Below are 20,789 nucleotides of genomic sequence, written 5' to 3' on the forward strand. Positions count from 1 at the left end.
GGGCAGGGCTGCGGCCAGTTCAACCTTGGGATGACACCATGCTGAAAAATCTGATAGATGGATTGGCCGGACGTCTGAAGAAGAATGCGCATGATGAGGAGGCTCCGCCGCTGGAGGAAACCGCGGAAACGCCCGCCGCAGTCATCCCGCCGCCTCCGCCGGAGGATGAGCCGGCCGAGCTGCCCGCCACCTTGGGCTTCGTCTCCCACCAGCCGGTGATGGACCGCCAGCAGCGCGTGGTCGCCTACGATTTCTTCGTCCGCCAGGGCAAGCGCAACATCGAGGCCGGCAAGCAGCAGGAGTTCGACCGGCTGCTGCTGGCCACGCTGCACAATATGGACATCTTCCGGCTGCTGGCCTACCGCCGCGCCTTTGTCCACATCGCGATGACCTCGCTCGACGACCCGCAGCTGCGCGGCATGCCCGCCGGTAGCGTGATTTTCGTGCTGGAGCCGCTGCCGGGCATGGTGGTGGCTGAGCATATGCTGCGCCAGCTGGACGAGCTGCAGAAGCTCGGGCTGCGCTTCGCGTTGGAGCCCGCCGCCTACGACCAGAACATGCTGAGCCCGGCGCTGCAGGCCGATCTGTTCAGCCGCGTCGATTTCATGGTGCTGGATTTCGCCGGACCCTCCACCCGGGTGCTGGCGCCGATACTGGACCAACTGCCCAAGCGCTATCCGGGCGCGCGATGGCTGGCGCGCAACGTCGGCACGGCAGAGGACATGGACGTCTGCCTGCGCGCGCCGGGCCACAACCGCTTCGCGCTGTTCCACGGCCCCTTCGTCACCACCGCCCACGCGCTGGAGGGCGGCAAGGTGGACACCAACCAGACGCGCGTGCTGCAGATCATGCGCCTGCTGCGCACCAACGCCGATCCCAAGGAAGTGGAAGCCCAGTTCAAGCTGGATTCGGTGCTGCTGTTCAAGCTGCTGCGTTTCATCAACTCTCCGATACACGGCTTGTCGCGCAAGGTGCAGACCATAGAGGAAACCTTGTTGCTGCTGGGGCGGGAGACGCTGTTCAAATGGCTGTCGATGCTGCTGTTCACCTCGCGCAAGGAGGACGGCACCGCGCTCTCGCTGCTGGAAAAGTCGCTGATCCGCGCCCGTTTCATGGAGAAGCTGGGCGGCTACCGCGGCAACAAGCTGGAAGCGGAGCACCTGTTCCTGACCGGCATGTTCTCGCTGCTCGACGTGCTGCTCAACCAGCCCTTCCCCGACGTGCTCGACCCGCTGGAGCTGCCCTTGACGGTGCGGGAGGCGGTGGTCGAGCGCAAGGGCATCTTCGCGCCGCACCTGGCGCTGGCCATGGCCTGCGAACAGGGCGACAACGTCCAGATCGAGGCGTTGGCCAAGGTGCTGGATTTCGACCTGGATCTGGCGAACCAGTATTACCTGGATTCCGTGGTGTGGGCGCAGGTGGTGCTGCGCGACAGCGAGGTGCACAACAACGTCGAGGCGGTTTGATCCGCTCTGCCTCCGCGCGCCGGGCCGCAGCCGGCTGTTTCAGAACAGCATCAGCACGTCATGCTCGGCCTGCTGCGACAGGTCGCCCCATATTTCCTTGATCTGCAGCAGCTTGGGCAGCGCGGCGTCGAACACCTCCACCAGCCTGGGCTCGAAATGGACGCCGCTGCCCTGGCGCAGCGTGGCCAGCGCCTTCTCCATCGGCCAGGCATCCTTGTATGGCCGCCGCATTGTCAGCGCGTCGAACACGTCGGCCAATGAAACGATGCGGGCGGATTCCGGAATCGCCTCGCCGGCCAGCCCGTCCGGATAACCGCTGCCGTCCCATTTTTCATGGTGGCGCAGCGCGATTTCCGCCGCCAGCTTGAAGACGGGCGCTTCGCTGCGGATCAGGATGTCGTGACCGATCCGGGTATGGGTCTTCATCACCTCCCATTCGTCCGGGGTCAACGCGCCGGGCTTGCGCAGGATGGCGTCCGGTATGCCCAGTTTGCCGGTGTCGTGCATCGGCGCGGCCAGTTCCAGCAGGTGGCAGGCGGCCGCGTCCCAGCCGCTGGTCGAGGCCAGCATCGCGGAGTAGGCGGCCATCCGCCAGATGTGGACCCCGGTGTCGGTGTCATTGAAGTGACCGGCCTGGCCCAGCATGTAGATCGCGTCGCGGTGGCTCTTTTCCAGTTGGGTGGCCTGCACCAGTGACAAATGGGTGCGCACCCTGGCCTTCACGATGGACGGCGAAACCGGTTTGATCAGGTAGTCGACCGCGCCGGCTTCGAAGCCGGCTTCCTCGTTGCCGATTTCCCCCAGCGAGGTGACGAAGATCACCGGCGTCGACGAGGACTGCGGATCCTTCTTGATGCGGCGGCACACTTCGTAACCGTCCATATCCGGCATCTCGATGTCCAGCAGCACCAGCGAGGGATTATGCTTGGCGGTGGCGGCCAGCGCCTCGGCGCCGTTGCGCGCGAACACCAACGGATATTGCGGGGCCAGCACCTGGCGCATCGCCGCGAGGTTTTGCGGTTCGTCGTCGACGACGAGCAAGGGAGGGGAGAGCTGCATGTTTCACCTTTCCTCGGAAACCCCCAGCGTTTCGGCCAGGGCTTGCGCGGCGGCTTCCCCGCCGCGGAAATCGAAGCTTTCCACCGCGTCGCGCAGCGGCGCCATCTGCGCGGCGCTGAGCAAGGCGTCCAGTTGCGCCAGCACCGGCTCCACTGCGGCCGGATCGTCCTGGTTGAAGGCCCGCACCGCCTGGTGCAGCAAGGCGCCCAGCTGGCCGGCGTCCATCGGCGGCGCGTCCTCGGCGCCGCCGGCCGCGGAGACGGGCGCGTAACGGGAGATGGAGTCCAGCGCCCGGGCCAGCGCGATGCGCAGCGCATCCAGCGCCGGCCCGGCATCGTTGCCGGCCTGCAGCCGGCTCTCCACGTCGGCGGCGCGCGAGGACACCTCGTCCAGCGCCAGGTTGCCGGCTGCGCCCCTCAGCTTGTGGGCCAGCGCCTGCGCGACCACCTTGCCGGCCAGCCGCATGGTGGACGCGCAATCGCCGTAGTCGCGCGCGAACTTGCGCAGGTATTGCCGATAGACCTCGGGGTCGCGCCAGATCTGCAGGCCGCGCGAGATCGCCAGTCCAGGCAGGTCGGCCGGCGCGGCCGCCTGGATGGGACCCGAGCCTGCCGGGGCGGCGCTTTGCCGGCCGGCCAGGCGGCGGAGCTGGCCGATGGCGATTTCCACGTCGAAAGGCTTGGCGATGTAGTCGCTCATGCCGGCTTCGCGCGCGGCGTCCTGCTGGGCCAGGAAGGCGCCGGCGGTCAGCGCGACCACCGGCAGGTGGGCCAGCGCCGGCGTGGCCCGGATCGCCCGCGTCGCCTCGTAGCCGTCCATCACCGGCATCTGCACGTCCATCAGCACGATGTCCACCTCGCCGCCGTGCAAACCCAGCCAGTCCAGCGCCTCCTTGCCATCGTTGGCCAGCGCGACGGAGGCGCCCTCGTCCTCGAAAATGCGCTGCGCCACTTCGCGGTTGATGTCGCTGTCGTCGACAACCAGCAACCGCAGGCCTTGCAGCCGGTTGCCGTGCTGAATCTGCGGCGGCGGCGCGGTCTGCGGCCGCAAGGCGCGGGCCACGGCGTTGTACAGTCCGGACGGCGTGACCGGCTTGTTCAGCACCTCGGTCACCAGCTCGGCGGCGGGCTCGGCCTGCAGGACTTCCCGCGAGTAGGCGGTGGCCATCAGGATGATGGGCATGCGTTTGCCGCGGCAGGCCTGGCGTATGGCCTGGGCCGCGGCCAGTCCGTCCATGTCCGGCATTTTCCAGTCCAGCACCACCACGTCGACCGCCTGATCGCCGTCCAGCATGGCCATCACCTTTTCCACCGCCAGGCGGCCGGACTCGACCGAGCGCACTTTCCAGCCGAGTTCGCTGGCGGTGACGCCCAGGGTCTCGCGCGCGATGGGGTTGTCGTCGGCGATCAGCACGTTGAGATCGGCCATTTCCGGCGAGGATAGCCTGATGCCCTGCTCGCGGGGGAAGCGCAGCGTGAACCAGAAGGCGCTGCCCTGGCCGGGCTCGCTGTACAGGCCGATTTCTCCGCCCATCAGCGCCACCAGCCGCTGGCTGATGGCGAGTCCCAGGCCGGTGCCGCCGAAGCGGCGGGTGGTGGAGGCGTCGGCCTGGGTGAAGGGCCGGAACAGTTCGCGCTGCTTCGGTTTGGGAATGCCGATGCCGGTGTCTTCCACGGCGAAGCGCAGCCGCACCTGACTGGGGCTGGCCTCCAGCGGCTGGATGCTGACCTTGACGTGGCCGTGCTCGGTGAACTTGATCGCGTTGCTGGTCAGGTTGATCAGCACCTGTTCCAGCCGGAGCGCGTCGCCGCGCAGGTAGTCGATGTCCTGCGGCGGCGGCGCGATGATCAGCTCGATGTCGCGGTTGCCGACGCTGGCGCTCATGATGGTGGACAGGTTGTCCAGCACGTCGGCCAGGCGGAACGATGCCTGTTCGATCTCCAGGTTGCCGGCCTCTATCTTGGAGAAGTCTAGGATGTCGTTGATGATGGCCTGCAGCGAGCGGCCGGCGACGCGGATCTTGTGCACCAGGTCCAGCGCCTCGGCGGGGAGTCCGTGTTTTTCCAGCAAGTAGGCCAGGCCCAGCACGGCGTTCATCGGCGTGCGGATCTCATGGCTCATATTGGACAGGAAGTTGGCCTTGGCCCGGCTGGCGGCCTCGGCGTTCTCCTTGGATTCGCGCAGCGCGGTTTCGATGTCGTGCTGGATGGTGATGTCGCGATTGATGCCGGTGACGCGATACGGCCGATTGTCGTCGTCGAACTCGACCAGGGCGGCGGCCTGGATGTGGCGTATCCGCCCATCCGGCAGCACGATGCGGAATGTCGGTGCATAGACGCCGCGGCCGGCGACCGCATCGTTCAGCAGGCGCTCCACCTCGTCCGCATCGTCGGGATGCACGCGGTCGCGCCAATGGCGGTAGTTCAGGCCCTCCTTGCCCAGCGCCTCGGGCAGCTGATAGATGTCGAACATCCGCGCGTTCCACTCCAGCGCGTTGTCGGCCAGCTGCCAGATCCAGATGCCGAGCTCGGCCACGTCGGCAGCCGTGGCCAGCTGGTCCCGGGCGCTCATCAGTTCGCGCTGGTATTGCTGCTGGGCCGAAATGTCCGCGGCCATGGCGAGGAAGCCCTGCAGCTCGCCGTCGTCGCCGCGCAGCGCGGTCATCGCGATCGATACCGGGATGCGGCGGCCGTCGCTGGCGGTGAGCGTCCATTCTTGCTGGCTGGCCTGGCCGTCGCGGGTGCGGGAGACCAGCGTCTCGAAGGCCTCCTTCGGCGGCAGGTGGCTGTCTTCGGCCCGCTGGAGCGAGCGCCGTTCCAGCTCGGACGCGTCCAGCCAGTCGGTGAGGCGGCGGCGGCCCACCACTTCGTCGGCGCGTTCCGCCAGCAGCGTTTCCGCGGCCGGGTTGAACAAGGTCACCAAACCGGTCTGATCGGTGGCGACGATGGCGTAGCTGGCGTCGTTGAGAATGGCGCGCTGCAGCGCGGCGTAGCGGCGGACTTCCTGGGTGCCTTGTCGCACCTGGCTTTCCAGCGAGGCGTTCATCTGCCGTATCCGCTCGTGCAGGCGGTTGCGCTGGCGCTGGTGTATCCAGGCCAGCGCCGCCACCAGCAGCCCGCCCACGCACATCGCCAACAGCGTGTCGCGGCGCGCGGTGTCCACCGCGTTGGCGACGACGGATTCGGGCAGCGCCTCGGTGATCACCAGGCTGCGTCCATCGTGTTTCTGCGGCGCCAGCGCCAGGCGGCGGGTCACCGCGTAGACGTTCCCGGACGGGGAGCGCAGCAGCTGCAGGCCGTCGTGGCCCTCGGGAGCAGGCAAGGGCTGGAACTCGTCCTGCCAGCGCCAGCGCTTGCCCCGGTCCTGCCCGAAGGTTTTGTTTGGATCTGGATGGTCGAGAAAGTCGCCATCCTGGTTGCTGATGTAGACGCGGACGTTTCTTTCGCCGCTGCCCACCCGCAGATAGGACATCAGGTGGCGGGCGTCGAGATTGATGGACAGCACGGCGAACAGCTTGCCGCGGGGATCATGGATGGGCGTGGCCAGCCGCAGGACGGGCAAGGGCGGCTCTTTCTCGTCGCGGCTGCGGTCGCGGCTGAGCCGGATGTCGGACAGGTAGACCTCGCCGGGAGAGAGCCGGATCGCCTGCTTGTAGTAGTCGGAAGCGCTTTTGCGCTGCATCGCGGATGGCGGCAGGCTGACCGCACCGTTGGGCCTGTTGAGCACGTGGACCAGTTCGCGGCCGTCGTCGGCGGCGCCGATCAGCCGCAATTGCAGCGTTTCCGGCGCGGTGGCGGCGAAGGCCTGGAAAATCGCCGTCATGCGCCGACGCCACAATTCGCCCGAGCTTTGTTCCTCAGCGTCGAAATCCTGGCCAAGGCTGGCGCGCGCCAAGCCGGCGACCGGGGGCGTGTCGGCCAGGAAGCGCACGCTCTGGCTGTAGCGCTCCAGGCTCTGGCTCAGCATTTCCAGCCTCAGCTGCGCCAGCGAGGCAAGCCGGTTGTGCATGGACGTCAGCGCGCGTTCGCGTTCGTGCTCGCCGGCGACCCAGGTGACGGCCATGGCCAGCAGGCCCCACGCCAGCAGGCCAAGCAATGCGATCCGTCTGTCGAAACCGAACAGTCTTTTTGACTGTGATTCTGTCATCACGGGCTCCATTCCGGGCTCCGCCATCTGGGTGCGGGGCGCCTCACCCATTCAAATTAGTTCATCGCCATGCCTTTTGGCATGGGGGGGAGGTCGAATGGGATGGTATTTTGGCCGGAATCAAGACGTATGAATGAATCGGTGGGAAATGTGGATGGAATTTTAAAGGTTTGAGAGCATGGGCTTGGACCAGAGCCAGGACCAGGACGGCGCGCCCCGGGACGATGATTTTGGCGCGCCGGGCGGCGCCGTTGTACGATTCATGTCCCATACCGGCGGCCAAGCCGGATTTCTGGATTGAACAATGAGGCAAACAAGATGAAAACACGCACCTGGCTATCCTTCCCCCTGCTGGCGTTGCTGCCGGGCCTGGCCGTGGCCCACATCGGCAGCGACGCCGGCATCCACCATGGCTCGGCATTCTTCATGGGCTTCGTCCACCCGTTCACCGGGCTGGACCACTTCGCCGCCATGCTGGCGGTGGGCGTGTGGAGCGTGCTGGCCACCCGCCAGGTGTGGGCGATGCCGTTCGCCTTCGCCGCCTTGCTGCTGGTCGGGGGACTGGTGGGCTTCACCGGCGCGGCGGTGCCAGCGGTGGAGCCGATGATCGCCGCTTCGTTGCTGGTGCTGGGCCTGCTGGTGTGCGCCAGGGTGAAGATGGCCTTGCCTTGGGGCATGGCGGTGGTGGGCTTGTTCGCCGTGTTCCACGGCATCGCCCACGGCGGCGAGCTGCCGGCCGGCCAGGCCGTAGCCGCCTTGTCCGGCATGGTGCTGGGCACCATGATGCTGCACGTCGCCGGCATGGGCATCGGCGCCTTCTTCAAGCGTCGCAGCGCCTGGTACGCGCGCGCGCTGGGCGGCGGCATCGCCTTGTTGGGCGCGGGCTACCTGGCCGGCGTGCTTTGACGCGTGGAGGAAGATCCCGTTCCCGGCCGGCGCCGGGGCAGCATCGAGGCAATGAATCGGAAGCTCGGCTTCCGATTTTTTATGCCTTTGGGAAACGTCGAGGCGGGCATGGGAAGCCTGAGCGATGGATCGGCCCAGCACGGAAAAATCGAGAGTAGATGATTGTTTTTAAATGAATTTTTGCGCGTCTGCGGATGCGGCCGCCCGGCTGCATGGGCGTCAGCGCGAAGCCTGCCGGCTGGGAAGCCTGTTTAGTACATTAGTATCAAAAAAATGAATTTATTTGGATTTTTATCTTGCAATATCAAGATTGTTATGGTGTTTTTGAATATTAGATTGTTTGCATGTTGATTTGGGCGATGTTATAGTCTTTTCGTTCTTCGGCGCCTGGTGCGCCGCTCAATCTCGGGTTTGCGCCCGTTCCCGCGCTTTACGCGCCCCGTATCCGGCTTGGCCGGATGTCTTGAAAATCTACTGGCAGCTCTCTGGTTGTCGCGATCATTACAGCGGATCGCCGACGGTTTCATCGTCGCCATCCGCCAAGGAGGACGCAGATGCACAAAAGAGCGTTTGGCAAGCGCAATACTATCTGGCTGATCCTGGCCGCCCTGGCGGCGGCGGGACTGTATTACGGCCTTGGCCCGGCCGTGTGGGCGGAATACCGCGAAGACCTGATCTATCTGGGCGGGCGGCATCTCTACCTGGTCGGCGTCTCGATGGCGCTGGCGCTGGCGGTGGGCCTGCCCAGCGGCATCCTGCTCAGCCGGCCGCGGCTGCGGCGCAGCGCCGAGTCCTGGATGCAGATCTTCAATATCGGCAACACCCTGCCGCCGATGGCGGTGCTGGCCCTGGCCATGGCGGTGGTGGGCATCGGCGACGCGCCGGCCATCGCCGCCCTGTTCCTGGCGTCCCTGCTGCCCATCGTGCGCAATGCCTACGCCGGCCTGGCCGGCTTGCCGCCCGCCATGCTGGAGGCGGCCGATGCGATCGGCATGACGTCGCTGCAGCGGTTGTGGCGGGTGGAGCTGCCCAACGCCTTGCCGGTGATCTTGTCCGGCGTGCGCGTCGCGCTGGCGCTGAATGTCGGCACCGCGCCGCTGGCCTTTCTGATCGGCGCCAGCAGCTACGGCGAATTGATCTTCCCCGGCATCTATCTCAACAACCACACCGCCTTGCTGCTGGGCGCCGGCGGCACCGCGCTGATCGCGCTGGCGCTGGACCAGTCGGTGGCGCTGGTCGGCCGACTGGCCGCCGCGCGCGGCATCGCCTGAGGAGCCGGGCATGAATGAGAGGTTTCCAATGCAAATGATCGCGTCTTTTCGCAACTGGCTGGCAGTCGTCTGCCTGGCGGCCGCGGCGCTGGCGCCGCTGTCCGCGCCGGCGGCGGCCGCCGGCCTGACGCTGGGCAGCAAGAACTTCACCGAGCAGCACCTGCTGTCCGAGCTGACCGCGCAGTATCTGCGCGGCAAGGGCTATCAAGTGGCGCAGAAGCCAGACCTCGCCACCGTCATCCTGCGCAACGCGATGGAGCACGGGCAGATCGACCTGGCCTGGGATTACACCGGCACCGGCCTGATCATCCATCACGGCATCCAGCAGAAGATGAGCAATGAGGAGGCTTACGCCACCGTCAAGCGGCTGGACGAGCCCAAGGGGCTGATCTGGCTGAATCCGGCGGCGCTCAACAACACCTACGCGCTGGCGATGAAGCGCGAGCGCGCCGAAGCCGAAGGCGTGCGCACGCTGTCGGACCTGGCGCGGGCGGTGAACCGCAGCAACGGCGGCGACAAGCGCTGGCAGCTGGGTTTCGACATGGAGTTCGCCGGCCGTCCGGACGGCCTCAAGCCGCTGCAGCAGCTGTACGGCATGGAGCTGTCGCGGCCGCAGATCCGGCAGATGGATTCCGGCCTGGTCTACAACGCGGTCCGCGACGGCTTTGTCGACGCCGGCCTGGTCTACACCACCGATGGCCGGATCAAGGGCTTCGAGCTGCTGGTGCTGCAGGATGACCTGAACTTCTTCCCGGCCTACGCGGCGACGCCGGTCGCGAGCAAGGCCGCGCTGGACCGCAATCCCGGCCTCGCCGACGACTTGAACCGGCTGGCGTCCTTGCTGGACAACGACACCATGTCGGCGATGAACGCCGAGGTGGATATCCGGCATCGCCCGGTCAAGGAGGTGGCGGCCGAGTTTCTGCGCAGCCATGGCCTGGCGAAGGAGGGCGCGTGATGGAAACCCTGCTGGAAACCGGCCGCTACATGCTGGCCAATCTGTCTTATATCGGCGCGCTGGCCGGCCAGCATCTGACCCTGGTCGGCGTCGCCGTCAGCCTCGCGGTCGTATTGGGCGTGCCGCTGGGCATCGCCATCGTGCGCTTTCCCGCCGCCGCCGATGCGGTGCTGAGCCTGGCCACCGTGCTGCTGACCATTCCGGCCATCGCGCTGTTCGGCCTGATGATTCCGCTGTTTTCGCTGATCGGCCACGGCATCGGCGCGGTGCCGGCCGTCACTGCCGCCTTCCTCTATTCGCTGCTGCCCATCGTGCGCAACGCCCACGCGGCGCTGACCCAGCTGGAGCCCGGCGTGCGCGAGGCAGGCCGCGGCATCGGCCTCACCTTCTGGCAGCGCCTGCGCTGGGTGGAGTTGCCGCTGGCGGTGCCGGTGATCTTCGGCGGCATCCGCACCGCGGTGGTGCTGAACATCGGCGTGATGGCGATCGCCGCCATCGTCGGAGCCGGCGGCCTGGGCACGCTGATCCTGCATGGCATCAGCCAGAGCGACATCCGCAAGCTGATCGCCGGCGCCCTCGCCGTAAGCCTGCTCGCCGTGGCCATGGACTGGCTGCTGCTGCGCGCCCAGCGCGCGCTGACACCGAAAGGAATCCGCTGATGATAGAACTGCAAAATCTCTGCAAGCAATTCACCCAAAAGAACGGCCAGGTGTTCAAGGCCGTGGACAACGTCAGCCTGAAGGTGGCCGAAGGCGAGATCTGCGTGCTGCTCGGCCCGTCCGGCTGCGGCAAGACCACCACCATGAAGATGATCAACCGTCTGATCGAACCCACCTCCGGCAAGGTGCTGATCGGCGGCGAGGACACCGCCGGCATCGACACCGTGACGCTGCGCCGGCACATCGGCTACGTGATCCAGCAGATCGGCCTGTTCCCCAATATGACCATCGAGGAAAACATCATGGTGGTGCCGCGGATGCTGGGTTGGGACAAGAAGCGCTGCCGCGAGCGCGCCCGCGAGCTGATGCATATGGTGGCGCTGGATCCGGACCGCTTCCTGCAGCGCTATCCGCGCGAGATGTCGGGCGGCCAGCAGCAGCGCATCGGCGTGATCCGCGCGCTGGCGGCCGACGCGCCGGTATTGCTGATGGACGAGCCGTTCGGCGCGGTGGACCCGATCAACCGCGAACAGATCCAGAACGAATTCCTGCAGATGCAGCGCCAGCTGGGCAAGACGGTGATGCTGGTCAGCCACGACATCGACGAGGCGATCAAGCTGGGCGACCGCATCGCGGTGTTCCGCCAGGGGCGGATGGTGCAGTGCGCCGGATCGGACGAAGTGCTGGCGCGGCCGGCCGACGATTTCGTCGCCAGCTTCGTCGGGCACGACCGCACGCTGAAGCGGCTGCTGCTGGTGAAGGCGGGCGAGGTGGCCGAACAGCGGGAGACGCTGACCGCCCGGCTGGACACGCCGCTGTCCGCCGCCTACGGCATGATGGACGACGCCGATCTGCTGCACCTGACCGTGGTGGGCGAGGCCGGCGAGCCGCTGGGCTTCGTCAAGCGCCGCGACGCCAAATCCGGCGACGGCCGCTGCCGCGACAAGCTCAATCGGATCGAAGTCACGGCCGGCGTCGGCGAGAACCTGCGCATCGTGCTGTCCCGGTTGTACGAGCACAACCTCACCTGGATGCCGGTGGTGGACGAGGCCGAACGTTACTGCGGGGAAGTGTCGCAAGACTATATCGCCGATTACCTGCATTCGGGCCGCACGCGCAGAAAGGAAGCCGCGTTGGCTTGATGCGGTTGCGGGCGGGTGAGGAGGGCGCGATATTTGCGCCTTTTTTGCGTCCGCGGACGGCGCTCTAGGGGAGGCGCTGGACTGGATTGGGCGCGTTTCGCTGCCGAACGCGGAGAGCATCCCGCGCGGGAATGCGAGCAAAGCAGGCAACAAAAAAGCCCTGATTGCTCAGGGCTTGATTGCGTTCTACTGGCGGAGAGGGAGGGATTCGAACCCTCGGTACGCTCGCACGTACGCCTGATTTCGAGTCAGGTACATTCGACCACTCTGCCACCTCTCCGGTGTCAGTCGAGGAGCGCATTATGTCGGTGCGAGCCCGTACTGTCAATAGTTTCTTGCAGTTTTCCGCCCATGAAAAACGCCACCGCGAAGGGTGGCGTTGGCGCGGGGCGAAGCGGGCTCAGTGGCGCTTCAACTCGCCTTCCCACTTGGCCACCACGGCGGTGGCGATGGAGTTGCCCACCACGTTGGTGGCGGAGCGGCCCATGTCCAGGAAGTGGTCGATGCCCAGCAGCAGCAGCAGGCCGGCTTCCGGGATGTTGAACTGCGCCAGGGTGGCGGCGATCACCACCAGCGACGCGCGCGGCACGCCGGCCATGCCCTTGGAGGTCAGCATCAGGATCAGCAGCATGGAGATTTCCTGCGCCAGCGTCAGGTCGATGCCGTAGGCCTGGGCGATGAAGATCACCGCGAAGGTGCAGTACATCATCGAGCCGTCCAGGTTGAACGAGTAGCCCATCGGCAGCACGAAGCTGGCGATCTTGTTGGACACGCCGAAGCGCTCCAGCTGTTCCAGGGTTTTCGGATAGGCGGCTTCGGAGCTGGCGGTGGTGAACGACAGCAGCAGCGGTTCCTTGATCATGCCCATCAGGTGCAACAGGCGCGGGCCGACGATCAGCACGCCGACGGCGATCAGCAGCGCCCACAGGATGCCGATGGAGAAATAGAACTGCGCCATGAACTTGCCATAGGTGCCGAGGATGGACAGGCCTTCCTTGGCCACGGTGGCGGCGATGGCGCCGAACACCGCCAGCGGCGCGAAGTTCATCACATAGCTGGTGACCTTCAGCATCACGTGGGCGACGACGTCGATCACGTCGATCAGCGCCTTGGCGCGTTCGCCCAGCGCGGCCATCGCGCTGCCGAAGAACACCGAGAAGATCACGATCTGCAGGATCTCGTTGTTGGCCATCGCCTCGAACACGCTCTTGGGGATGGCGTGGGTGACGAAGTCCTTCAGCGAAATGGCGCTGGCCTTGATGCCGGATTCGGCGTGCATGTCCGGCAGCGGCAGGTTCAGCGCCACGCCCGGCTTCAGGATGTTCACCATGATCAGGCCCAGGGTCAGCGACACCAGCGAGGCGGATGAACCAGCCCATGGTTTTGCCGCCGATGCGGCCCACGGACTTGGCGTCGCCCATCTTGGCGATGCCGACCACCAGCGTGGAGATCACCAGCGGGGCGATGATCATCTTGATCAGCCGCAGGAAAATGTCGGTGAGGATGGACATGCCATCGACGAAGGATTTGATCGCGGCGGCGTCATCGCCTGCGTGCTGACGGAAGAGATAGCCTACCAGGATGCCCAGCAGCATTCCGACCAGAATCAAGGCCGTGAGTTTTTTCGACTTCATTCAGTTGTTCCTGCCTGTTCTTGAGACGTTTTCAAACGAGCGTCGCATTTTCATGACATGACATGCGGTCAGTGGATGGGGTCATGTGTGCGTGCCGTGTGTCCGGCATGTTTCGCCATGTAGTGGCCGGGCTACTTTGTTGTTTTAAGCCCGTTTTCAGGGCCTTGTACCTGTTGTTGTCCGACAGGAGCAGCCGGCTGAAGGTAAGCGATTATAGAGTGTTAGTACGAGGTTGTCTTGACGGGATTTCGACAATTGCAGTTCGAATTCGAATATTTTGTAGTGAAGTTAAAGACTTAAGCATTTCATGATGCGCTGAAGAGGCGGCAGGCATGAAAAAGCCCGCGGCGCTCATGCCGCGCGTGTAGCGCGGCGACAACGCGGCGGGCCGGGCTTAGTGGTGGATGTCGAGCGTGACGTCGCCGCGCTCTTCGGCGACGGTTTCCAGAATTTCCAGCACGGTGGCGTAAACGTCGGCGCCCATGCCGCGGCGGGCTTCCTCGGTGTCGCGCCAAAGCAACTCGAACGGGCCTTGGACATCGTTGGCCAGGCTGTCGTACAGCGCGTCCAGATTGCGGCCGAAATGGCCGGGCAGCGGCAGCTGGCGCTGCAGCTCGTCGTACAGTTGATCCAGGCTGCGGATATGGCGCAGCTCGCACACTTTTACTGGCATGGCGGGACCTCGATGAAGCTGTTGTAGTGATCCACGGTGACGAAGCGCTGGCCCTGGCGGCTGAACAGCAGGCGCTTGGCGCCGCGCTTGCCGCCTTTATAGCTCAAATCCGCCTCCTGCCATTGGCCGGGCGGCAGACGTTTTTCGTAGTTGCCGAAGCGGTCTCCGCCCATGGACTTGCCTTGCAGGCCGGCCACGCTCCACAGGTTGCGGCCCGGCTTCCAGCCGGCGGCCTGGGCCTGGCGCTTGGTGACGAACTTGCCTGGCAGCCGGCCGTCGCGGCCCAGGCTTTGCAGCACGTCGCCGAGTTCGGCCGCGTCCAGCTGGCGCGAGGCTTGCTGATTGACCTTGGCGGCGACGTCGCGACAGGACGGCGCGGCCAGCGCGGGGAGGCTCAGCGCCGACAGCAGCAGTAACAGCAATCTTGTTTTCATGATGAAACCTGGAGGCAAAGGGTGCCGCTCCATTCTAGCCGGGCGGCGGAGGCGGGAGAAGCGTTCAGTCCAGCGGCTGCGACTCCACCGGATAGGGATGGCCGATCAGCTGCGGCAGCCGCAGCGCCATCTCGCCGGCGTCGTCCGAGGTGGTGATGAAACGATAGTAGCGGTCCCCCTGGCTGTCGCAGCCGTGCCGGCGCAGCAGGTCGCAGACGCGGCGGGCGATGGCCTCGGCCGGATCGTACAGCTGGATGCCGTCGCCGGTGACCTCGCGGATCAGCGGCGCGAGGAAGGGGTAGTGGGTGCAGCCCAGCGCGATGTGGTCGATGTTCTCGTCTATCAGCGGCTCCACCACCTTGCGCACCAGCGCGCGGGTGCGTTCGCTGGACAGCTCGCCGGCCTCCACCTGCTCCACCCAGCCGTGGCCGGCGCGGCGCAGCACGTCGACGTCGCCGGCATGGTCGTCCAGCAGCGTCTTCACCCGCTCGCTGGCCAAGGTGTACTCGGTGGCCAGCACCGCGATGCGGCCGGTGCGGCTCATCGCCGCCGCCGGCTTGATCGCTGGCTCGATGCCGACGATGGGCAGCGACAGCTCGGCGCGCAGCGCGGCGATGGCGGCGGTGGTGGCGGTGTTGCAGGCCACCACCAGCAGGGTGGCGCCCTGGCTGACCAGGTAATGCCCGACCTTCAACGCCCGCGCGATGATTTCCTCGCGGCTGCGCGGGCCGTACGGGCAGTAGGCTTGGTCGGCCAGGTAGGTGATCGGCCAGTCGGGCAGGGCGGCGCGCACCGCGCGCCACACCGACAGCCCGCCCAGGCCGGAATCGTACATCGCTATCATGTTGCCGCTCAGTTGTTCTGGATGACGATCTTGGGGAACTTGCCGGAGAAGTCCTGGGCCTTTTCGCCCACCTTCACCGCCACGCGGCGGGCGATGGCGCGGTACAGTTCGGCCGGCTTGCCGGACGGATCAGCCGCCACGCTGGGCCTGCCTTCGTCCACCGCCTGGCGGATCGCCAGGTCCAGCGGCAGCGAGCCCAGCAGCTCCACGCCGAAGTCCTGCGCCATTTTGACCGCGCCGCCTTCGCCGAAGATGTGCTCGGCGTGGCCGCAGTTGGAGCAGACGTGGATGGCCATGTTTTCCACCAGGCCCAGGATTGGCACGCCCACCTTCTGGAACATGGTGACGCCCTTGCGCGCGTCCAGCAGGGCGATGTCCTGAGGCGTGGTGACGATCAGCGCGCCGGTGACCGGCACTTTCTGCGACAGCGTCAGTTGCACGTCGCCGGTGCCCGGCGGCATGTCGATCACCAGGTAGTCCAGATCGTCCCAGCGGGTGTCGTTCAGCAGTTGCTGCAGCGCCTGGCTGACCATCGGGCCGCGCCACACCATCGCCTGGTCGGCGTCCACCAGGTAGCCGATGGACATGGTCTGGATGCCGTGGTTGGACAGCGGCGTCAGCTTGCCGTCTGCGGTTTCCGGGCGCTGGCCCTGTAGGCCCATCATCAGCGGTTGCGACGGGCCGTAGATGTCGGCGTCCAACAGGCCGACGCGCGCGCCCTCGTCCGCAAGCGCCAGCGCCAGGTTGGCCGCAGTGGTGGACTTGCCGACGCCGCCCTTGCCGGAGGCGACGGCGATCACGTTCTTCACGCCGGGCAGCAGCGGCACGCCGCGCTGGGCGGAGTGGCTGACGATCTGGGCGCTCACCGCGATCTTGATCGCGCGGCCTTCGGCCAGCGGCGCCAGCGCCGCCTCGAACTGCTGGCGCACGGCATCGAACTGGCTCTTGGCAGGGTAGGCCAGCACCACGTCCAGGCTGATCTCGGCGTCGCCGCACTTGAGGTTCTTGACGTTTTTGGCCGCGACGTAGCTTTTGCCGGTGTTGGCGTCGATCAACGGCTTCAGGGTTTCGAGGATCTGGTTTTCGAGCTGTGCCATGGTTTCGTTCTGGGTGGCCCGGTCGGCTTGGCCGCCGAACAGGCGGGTGAGTTTGGAGAGCATGCGGAAGTCCGGATGGGGATATCCGACGATTTTAATCGGATTCTTTCCCGGGCGCATCGCGCCCCGCGATCTTCGTATCTTACTCCTGCGCGTCGTGGCCGGGCAGGGAATTTATTGCGTATCAGCGTTTGGTTTATAAGTTTTTTTTGATAAAAGTCTTTGAAAAGCGTAGAATTTCCGGTTCGCCGCCGCAAACGCGCGGCGCTCGTTCCAAGGCTCGGCCCCGTCAGGCCGCGGGCCCTGCTCTTTGATCGAAAGGCTTTCTCCGCTTTATGCAGTCCAAACACGCCAAGCTTACCTGGGCCAATCTGCTGTTCCCGCTGGCCCTGGTCCTGTTCGAATTCGCCGTCTACATCTGCAACGACATGGTCCAGCCCGCGATGCTGGCCGTCACCCGCGAGTTTCTGGTCGACGCCTCCTGGGCACCGACCTCGATGACCGCCTTCCTGGTCGGCGGCGCGCTGCTGCCCTGGCTGACCGGCCCGCTGTCCGACCGCATCGGCCGCCGCCCGGTGCTGCTGTTCGGCGTCGCTTACTTCACCATCGCCTGCCTGGCCACCTACCTGGTCAGCTCGATCGAGGCCTTCATCGCGCTGCGCCTGCTGCAGGGCGTGGGCCTGTGCTTCATCAACGCCGTCGGCTATGCCTCGCTGCAGGAGTCGTTCGAGGAAACCGCCGCCGTGCGCGTCACCGCGCTGATGGCCAATGTGGCGCTGATCGCGCCGCTGGTCGGCCCGCTGGCCGGCGCGGCGCTGCTGGAGCTGGCGCCGTGGCGCACCGGCTTCCTGTTCATCGCCGGCCTGTCCTTCCTGGCGCTGATCGGCCTGTTCCTGCGCATGCCGGAAACGGTCGAGCCCAGCCATGAGAAGCTGCCGCTGTCCAGCATGGGCCGCGATTACCTGCAGGTGTTCGGCCATGGCCGCTTCGTGCTGGCCGCGCTGTGCATTCCGCTGCTGGCGCTGCCGCTGATGGGCTGGATCGCGCTGTCGCCGGTGCTGCTGGTGCGCGATCTGCACATGAGCGCCGTCGAGTACGGCCTGATGCAGATCCCGGTGTTCGGCGGCCTGATCGCCGGCAACCTGGCGCTGGCCGTGATCGCCGACCGCTGGCCGCTGGGCCGCTCCGCCCTGGTGGGCATGTGGCCCATCGTCGGCGGCCTGGCCGTGATGGTGGGCGGCGTGCTGACCTCGTCGCTTCCCCAATACTGGATGGTGGCCGGCATGAGCCTGATGGCTTTCGGCGAAGGCATGGCCTTCGGCGTGCTGTACCGCTTCGCGCTGATGTCCTGCGACAAGGCCGGCCGCGGCACCATCTCGGCCAGCATGAGCATGATCTCGATGGCCGGCTACGCGGTGGGCATCGAGCTGTTCCGCCAGGTTTACCAGGCGACCGGCCTCGCCGGCTTCGCTGTGCTGGCGCTGTGCTTCTCGCTGGCTTACGTGCTGCTGGGCCGCAAGATGGTGGGCATCGCGATGGCCGAGCGCGCCGCGCCGGCGGAACAACAGGGCGAGTTGGCCGGCCAGGGCGCCTGAGCTGTCCGCTCCAACCGTTAGAAGCCCGGGCGCCGCGCGTCCGGGCTTGTGTTTTTTGTGCGCGGCAATATCGGCGGCGCGGCGAGATGGCCGCCCGTCTGTTCTGTCTCTATAATCGACCGCTTGAGATTGCCTTACTGGGGAATGATCCGAATGACCAAACGCAAGATTCTGGTGACCAGCGCGCTGCCTTACGCCAACGCGGGGCTGCACCTGGGCCACATGCTGGAGCAGATTCAGACCGACATCTGGGTGCGCTTCCAGAAGATGCGCGGACACGAATGCTACTATGTGTGCGCCGACGATACCCACGGCGCGCCCATCATGCTGGCCGCCGAGAAGCGCGGCATCACTCCCGAACAGCTGGTGAACGAGGTGCGCGAGCTGCACGTCGCCGATTCGCAGGGCTTCCTGATCGGCCATGACAACTACTACAGCACCAACAGTCCGGAAAACAAGGCGCTGGCCGAGCAGGTGTACCTGGCGCTGAAGGCCGACGACAAGATCGCCTGCCGCACCATCGAGCAGCTGTTCGATCCGGAAAAGCAGATGTTCCTGCCAGACCGCTTCGTCAAGGGCGAATGTCCGAAGTGTTCCGCCAAGGACCAGTACGGCGACAACTGTGAAGTCTGCGGCGCCACCTACGCCCCGACCGAGCTGAAGAACCCTTACTCGGCGGTGTCCGGCGCCAAGCCGGTGCTGAAAACCTCCGAGCACTTCTTCTTCCGTCTGGGCGAATGCGCCGACTTCCTCAAGGCCTGGACCAGCGGCGCCAGCCGCCGCGCCGACGGCGCGGTGCAGCCGCACCTGCAGCCAGAGTCGCTGAACAAGATGAACGAGTGGATAGGCGGCGGCCTGCAGGACTGGGACATCAGCCGCGACGCGCCTTACTTCGGCTTCGAGATCCCCGGCGCGCCGGGCAAGTACTTCTATGTGTGGCTGGACGCGCCGATCGGCTACATGGCCAGCTTCAAGAACCTGTGCGAGCGGCTGAACCTGAACTTCGACGAGTGGTTCGCCAAGGATAGCCAGACCGAGATGTACCACTTCATCGGCAAGGACATCCTGTACTTCCACGCGCTGTTCTGGCCGGCGATGCTGAACTACTCCGGCCTGCGCGCGCCGACCGGCGTGTTCGCCCACGGCTTCCTGACCGTGGACGGCCAGAAGATGTCCAAGTCGCGCGGAACCTTCATCCAGGCCAAGAGCTACCTGGACTGCGGCCTGAATCCGGAGTGGATGCGCTACTACATCGCCGCCAAGCTGAACGGCCGCATCGAGGACATCGACCTCAACCTGAACGACTTCGTCGCGCGGGTGAACTCCGACCTGGTCGGCAAGTTCGTCAACATCGCCAGCCGCTCCGCCGGCTTCATCGCCAAGCGCTTCGACGGCATGCTGGCCGCCCAGGTGTCCGACGGCGAGATCCTGGCCAAGCTGCAGGCCGCGGCCGAGGAGCTGGCCGCCGCCTACGAAGCGCGCGAGTACGCGAAGGCGCTGCGCGACGTGATGGCGCTGGCCGACATCGTCAACGGCTACGTGGACGCCAACAAGCCTTGGGAGCTGGCCAAGCAGGAAGGCCAGGACGCGCGCCTGCAGGACGTCTGCACCGTGCTGGTCAACGCCTTCCGCCTGCTGGCCATCTACCTGAAGCCGGTGCTGCCCAAGCTGGCCGAAGGCGTGGAAGCCTTCCTGGACGTGGCGCCGTTGTCCTGGCACGACGCGGAAACCCTGCTGCTGGGCAAGAAGATCAATGCCTACCAGCACCTGATGCAGCGCATCGACCCGGCGCTGATCGACAAACTGATAGAAGCGAACAAACAGAATATGCAAGCTATCCAAGACGCGCCGGCAGCCGCCGCGCACGAGCCGCTGGCCGAAACCATCAAGATCGACGACTTCGCCAAGGTCGACCTGCGCGTCGGCAAGGTGCTGGAATGCAATTTCGTCGAAGGCTCGGACAAACTGCTGCAGTTCAAGGTGGATCTGGGCTTCGAGACCCGCAACATCTTCTCCGGCATCCGCAAGGCGTATCAGGAGCCGGAAAAGCTGGTCGGCCGCCATGTGATCGTGGTCGCCAACCTGGCCGAGCGCAAAATGCGCTTCGGCGTGTCGCAGGGCATGATCGTCTGCGCGTCCGGCGTGGACGACAGCGAAGGCCTGTTCCTGCTGGATGTGGACGCCGGCGTGAAGCCTGGCATGCGCGTAGGCTGATTTGCGCCGTCCGCCATTGACCTAGGTCATGGCAGATAAGTAGTATCACCAGGTATTTTGATGATGCTTGGTTATCCTGGCCCCGGTTGCCATATTGGTAACTGGGGTCTTGTTTTACCCGGCAGCAAGGCGGCCTGCCTGCGCATTTCCCAGTCGCCACGGGCTCTTGTCACCGCCGCGCGGCGAAAACTGACAAAAGTCCGGGGGCGGTGGATGGCGGGCATGCCGTAGCATGGACGGATGGCGCGGATGCGGAGGCGTACCGCGCGGATTCGTCTTAAATGGAGGGTGGCTGATGGCGGATTTCGTCACGGGGCTGTCATCCTTGCCTGCTAGATTGCAGGCAGGCGGTTGCTTCGTCATGGCGCTGACTGGAACTTTTTCCTGCGGCCGCTGACAAACACCGAATATCTATCTGTTTTTTATCGAGAAAAAGAATAAGGATTGAATCATGAAAATCTCGCAACTGAAGCCAGGCTACAAAGTTTTCGAACACAAGGACTGCGGCGGCGTGGTCCACTACGAAGTGGTCAGCGTACGCCAGGTCGGCAAGATGTTTGAAGTGACTTTCAAGTCTGCGCTGGGATTGGCCAGCGCGATGTATCCCGCCAACGGGTTCATCCAGGCCGCCGCCTAAGCTGGCCTTCCCGATTCCGCCATCGCCGGCGCGACGTGCCGGCGCACGCAAGCC

General features: G+C 65.5%; 15 protein-coding genes, 1 tRNA gene and 1 pseudogene. 9 read left to right on the forward strand and 8 right to left on the reverse strand.

Going from position 1 to position 20,789, the window contains the following annotated elements; genetic code table 11:
* The first annotated feature begins 38 nt into the window (after window positions 1–38).
* Window positions 39–1,466 carry an EAL and HDOD domain-containing protein gene (locus CV_RS05835; RefSeq protein ID WP_043595603.1) on the forward strand — a complete coding sequence of 476 codons (1,428 nt, stop codon included), beginning with the start codon at window positions 39–41 and terminating at the stop codon, window positions 1,464–1,466.
* A 39-nt stretch (window positions 1,467–1,505) separates the two neighbouring features.
* On the opposite strand, the gene CV_RS05840 is transcribed toward CV_RS05835, so the two are convergent.
* Window positions 1,506–2,525, reverse strand: coding sequence for a response regulator (locus CV_RS05840; RefSeq protein WP_011134744.1), 1,020 nt, complete (start codon window positions 2,523–2,525; stop codon window positions 1,506–1,508).
* Between the two features lie 3 nt (window positions 2,526–2,528).
* Entirely contained in the window at window positions 2,529–6,671 is a 4,143-nt protein-coding gene (locus CV_RS05845) for a response regulator (RefSeq protein ID WP_158303301.1), read from the reverse strand.
* A gap of 318 nt (window positions 6,672–6,989) precedes the next feature.
* Between CV_RS05845 and CV_RS05850 the strand changes: the two genes are divergently transcribed.
* The 5 genes from CV_RS05850 to CV_RS05870 all read left to right on the forward strand — a co-directional run bounded on the left by CV_RS05850 (window position 6,990) and on the right by CV_RS05870 (window position 11,607).
* Window positions 6,990–7,577 (forward strand): HupE/UreJ family protein, encoded by a 588-nt coding sequence (locus CV_RS05850; protein WP_011134746.1) that lies wholly within the window; start codon window positions 6,990–6,992, stop codon window positions 7,575–7,577.
* 554 nt (window positions 7,578–8,131) lie between these two features.
* Window positions 8,132–8,848 (forward strand): ABC transporter permease, encoded by a 717-nt coding sequence (locus CV_RS05855; RefSeq protein WP_011134749.1) that lies wholly within the window; start codon window positions 8,132–8,134, stop codon window positions 8,846–8,848.
* Window positions 8,849–8,876: 28 nt separating this feature from the next.
* Window positions 8,877–9,806: a glycine betaine ABC transporter substrate-binding protein gene (locus CV_RS05860; RefSeq protein WP_043595605.1), complete on the forward strand. Its 930-nt coding sequence runs from the start codon at window positions 8,877–8,879 to the stop codon at window positions 9,804–9,806.
* Between the two features lie 29 nt (window positions 9,807–9,835).
* Window positions 9,836–10,465, forward strand: coding sequence for an ABC transporter permease (locus CV_RS05865; protein WP_085953310.1), 630 nt, complete (start codon window positions 9,836–9,838; stop codon window positions 10,463–10,465).
* Complete coding sequence (locus CV_RS05870; RefSeq protein WP_011134752.1) at window positions 10,465–11,607, forward strand: osmoprotectant ABC transporter ATP-binding protein OsmV; 1,143 nt, start codon at window positions 10,465–10,467, stop codon at window positions 11,605–11,607. The genes CV_RS05865 and CV_RS05870 overlap by 1 nt, the downstream gene beginning before the upstream one ends.
* A gap of 190 nt (window positions 11,608–11,797) precedes the next feature.
* Here the strand turns inward: CV_RS05870 and CV_RS05875 are convergent.
* From CV_RS05875 to apbC, 6 genes and pseudogenes are all read right to left on the reverse strand, one after another.
* Window positions 11,798–11,887: transfer RNA gene (locus CV_RS05875), tRNA-Ser, on the reverse strand.
* Between the two features lie 120 nt (window positions 11,888–12,007).
* Window positions 12,008–13,241: pseudogene (locus tag CV_RS05880) on the reverse strand (dicarboxylate/amino acid:cation symporter).
* Between the two features lie 394 nt (window positions 13,242–13,635).
* Window positions 13,636–13,914, reverse strand: a complete 279-nt coding sequence (locus tag CV_RS05885) for a barstar family protein (protein ID WP_043595607.1) — start codon at window positions 13,912–13,914, stop codon at window positions 13,636–13,638.
* On the reverse strand, window positions 13,905–14,348 hold the full coding sequence (locus CV_RS05890; protein WP_011134757.1) for a ribonuclease domain-containing protein: 444 nt from the start codon (window positions 14,346–14,348) through the stop codon (window positions 13,905–13,907). The genes CV_RS05885 and CV_RS05890 overlap by 10 nt, the downstream gene beginning before the upstream one ends.
* Window positions 14,349–14,412: 64 nt before the next feature.
* Entirely contained in the window at window positions 14,413–15,192 is a 780-nt protein-coding gene (gene murI / locus CV_RS05895) for a glutamate racemase (protein WP_052278771.1), read from the reverse strand.
* 8 nt (window positions 15,193–15,200) lie between these two features.
* Window positions 15,201–16,352, reverse strand: a complete 1,152-nt coding sequence (gene apbC, locus CV_RS05900) for an iron-sulfur cluster carrier protein ApbC (protein ID WP_080509111.1) — start codon at window positions 16,350–16,352, stop codon at window positions 15,201–15,203.
* 272 nt (window positions 16,353–16,624) lie between these two features.
* Here apbC and CV_RS05905 point away from each other — a divergent pair, with 272 nt between their 5' ends.
* The 3 genes from CV_RS05905 (at window position 16,625) to CV_RS05915 (ending at window position 20,735) form a co-directional block, all read left to right on the forward strand.
* A complete protein-coding gene (locus CV_RS05905; RefSeq protein ID WP_011134760.1) occupies window positions 16,625–17,884 on the forward strand; it encodes an MFS transporter in 1,260 nt (419 codons plus the stop codon).
* A gap of 144 nt (window positions 17,885–18,028) precedes the next feature.
* The gene (gene metG, locus CV_RS05910) at window positions 18,029–20,098 is read left to right on the forward strand and encodes a methionine--tRNA ligase (protein WP_011134761.1); all 2,070 of its coding nucleotides are present in this window, start codon (window positions 18,029–18,031) and stop codon (window positions 20,096–20,098) included.
* Between the two features lie 451 nt (window positions 20,099–20,549).
* Entirely contained in the window at window positions 20,550–20,735 is a 186-nt protein-coding gene (locus CV_RS05915) for a hypothetical protein (RefSeq protein WP_011134762.1), read from the forward strand.
* The last annotated feature ends 54 nt before the right edge of the window (window positions 20,736–20,789 follow it).

The sequence above is a fragment of the Chromobacterium violaceum ATCC 12472 genome, from assembly GCF_000007705.1.
In the GTDB taxonomy this organism is placed as follows: Bacteria; Pseudomonadota; Gammaproteobacteria; order Burkholderiales; family Chromobacteriaceae; genus Chromobacterium; species Chromobacterium violaceum.